This is a genomic window from Streptomyces sp. NPDC048275 (genome assembly GCF_040652275.1).
GTDB lineage: Bacteria > Actinomycetota > Actinomycetes > Streptomycetales > Streptomycetaceae > Streptomyces.
Genome location: NZ_JBEZLR010000243.1, coordinates 1 through 1823, shown reverse-complemented (window position 1 = coordinate 1823; position 1823 = coordinate 1). Strand labels below are relative to the sequence as shown.

Sequence of the window (1823 nt, the reverse complement as noted above, 5' to 3'; positions counted from 1 at the left end):
ACGGCGAGTTGGTCACGAGTCTCATCCGGGATGCGCATACCACACCAACGAGCTTCAGGACGGGAAGCAACACTTTGATTCCCCGCAAGCCCTAAGGGCTGTCCCGTAATCCCTGGTGGATCAGCGCGCGGCGTCAGATGCGGTGCACCGCAAGACGGAGGGACGTCCGCATACTGGATGCATGCGGACGTTTCGTCACATTCCCGCCTGCCTCCCGATCTCCGGGCGCACGGCGGGAATGTGACAACAGGACCTAACGGCCTTGGGCCCGAAGCGTCTCGGGCCCGAACCGTCTTAGACGATCACACCCTTGGAGCGCAGGAAGGCGACGGGGTCGACGGCGGAGCCGTAGTTCGCGGTCCTACGGATCTCGAAGTGCAGGTGCGGCCCGCTGGAGTTGCCGGTGTTGCCGGACCGCGCGATGTGCTGACCGGTGGCGACGACCTGGCCGACCCTGACGTCGATCCGGGAGAGATGGGCGTACTGCGAGTACGTCCCGCTGCCGTGCTTGATGACTATGGCGTTGCCGTACGCGGGACCGTCACCGGCGCCGTTGCCGCCGGCCTTGACGACCGTGCCGCCGTGCGCGGCGATGACCTCGGTGCCGCTGGGAACGGCGAAGTCCTGCCCGGAGTGGGTGGACTGCCACATACCGCCGGCCTGGTTGAAGCTGGCGGACAGCGTGTACCTGCGCACCGGGTCGACCCAGGACGTGCCCTTCTTGGCGGCGGCCTGCTGGACCGTCGTGGAGACCGTCTTGGCGGCGACGGTGTCCAGCGTGGTTTCGGCGGCGGCCGCGACCCCGGCCCCCAGTACGACCGAGGCGCCCACTCCGACGGCCAGGACGGCTGCCTGTGTGCGGAGCGGGGACAGGGAGAGACGGGACGTGACGCGCTTGAACATCGAAACCTCGCGGGGACGGGGATGAGGGACACAAACCCACCCGACGCACAAGCAGCTGCCGGATGGGCCATCCCTTTGGTAACCCGGGCTCCCGCCAACCCCCAAAATCGTGATCTACGAAGCTTGGTCGTACATAGCCCGAAAACTTCCGACTCCTTGACAGAACGTCCACTCCGGATGGAATCTGCCTGATTTTTTCCTTGAAGGGGCGTTTAGCACCACTTCAAGACGTCGCACCCCAGCGGAATAATCGCCCCACCGCACCGCCCACCTCGACGCCGGAACCCCTATCGAGATTCTGCACCAAAGGTCCGTTTTGCCCATTTACGATTATCCACTATCTGCCCTAGTAACGGACAAATCGCCTGTGCGTCATGTCACCGCAAGGGAGTGTCAGAACGCCGTCGGGACAGCGCTGGACGTGCGGGCCTCCGTGCGCGCGGCACGCGACCACAGGTTGCCGCCGACCGTTCGCGGCGGCGGCCAGGACTGGGCGGGGCGGGCACTGCGGAAGGGCGAACCGGACGCCGAGCTGTCCGGGATGCGGCAGGTCACGGCGGACGCGGAAGCGCGCATCGCGACCCTCCAGGGCCGCCGACCGTGTCCCTGCCGACGCGACCGCGTTCGGCAACCGGCAGGACCACCCTCGTCGTCGAGATCGTCGCCGGGTGGGCACCCGAGGACGGGACCGGACGTAGTACCGACCCGCCTGCCACGCCTGCCACGCGCGACGCGAGCGCCCGGTACCGGCACTGGGCCGTCTCCGTCTCCGCCGCCCTGACCCCCGTCGCGCTCCCCGGCGGCCACGCCAACCACCTCGGCCCCGGCTAAGGGCTTGCAGATCATTAACACGTCGTCTTGATCTTGTTGTGGGGCTCGCCTGTTTGGGCAAGGACTCGAGCCTGGAGGGCCGCGAGGGC

At 67.2% G+C, this 1823-nt stretch carries 3 protein-coding genes; 1 reads left to right on the top strand and 2 read right to left on the bottom strand.

Features of this window, described 5'->3' with window-relative positions; genetic code table 11:
• Positions 1–294 precede the first annotated feature (294 nt).
• Together AB0D57_RS47655 and AB0D57_RS47650 are read right to left on the bottom strand one after the other, a co-directional pair.
• On the bottom strand, positions 295–903 hold the full coding sequence (locus AB0D57_RS47655) for a M23 family metallopeptidase (RefSeq protein WP_362088763.1): 609 nt from the start codon (positions 901–903) through the stop codon (positions 295–297).
• 393 nt (positions 904–1296) lie between these two features.
• Positions 1297–1479: a hypothetical protein gene (locus AB0D57_RS47650; protein ID WP_362088762.1), complete on the bottom strand. Its 183-nt coding sequence runs from the start codon at positions 1477–1479 to the stop codon at positions 1297–1299.
• 24 nt (positions 1480–1503) lie between these two features.
• On the opposite strand from AB0D57_RS47650, the gene AB0D57_RS47645 reads away from it, so the two are divergent.
• Positions 1504–1734 (top strand): hypothetical protein, encoded by a 231-nt coding sequence (locus AB0D57_RS47645; RefSeq protein ID WP_362088761.1) that lies wholly within the window; start codon positions 1504–1506, stop codon positions 1732–1734.
• Positions 1735–1823: the final 89 nt, after the last annotated feature.